Below are 354 nucleotides of genomic sequence, written 5' to 3' on the forward strand. Positions count from 1 at the left end.
CTTGGATACCAACAACGAAGTCGTTGTCAGCACCTTTAGCTGTTACATCTCCGCTCGCATCTTTCACTTCGCCGAATGAATCACCTTCTAGATCCATTAGGTAGCTACCGTATACACGGATTTCAGGACGAGCCCAGAAGCTGTCACCCATTGCCCATGCTTGAGCAACAGTAAATTTAGCGCCACCAAAGTCAACGTTGTCTACTTCACCAGCGTTATAGCCAGCTTCGAAGATAGTACGCATTGTGTCGTTCCACTTATACATTGGACGAGCCACGATAGAGTATTGGCTTGAATCATGCTTATCAACACCTAGGTCTGAACCTGCTAGGTATGCAAGTTGGTGACCCATTT

At 46.6% G+C, this 354-nt stretch carries 1 protein-coding gene; it reads right to left on the reverse strand.

Translation table 11 applies throughout. The features are described from left to right. On the reverse strand, positions 1-354 hold a 354-nt coding region (locus tag AB4512_RS23225), incomplete at both ends, for a carbohydrate porin (protein WP_372175879.1).

The sequence above is a fragment of the Vibrio sp. 10N.222.52.B7 genome, assembly GCF_041474275.1.
In the GTDB taxonomy this organism is placed as follows: domain Bacteria; phylum Pseudomonadota; class Gammaproteobacteria; order Enterobacterales; family Vibrionaceae; genus Vibrio; species Vibrio crassostreae_C.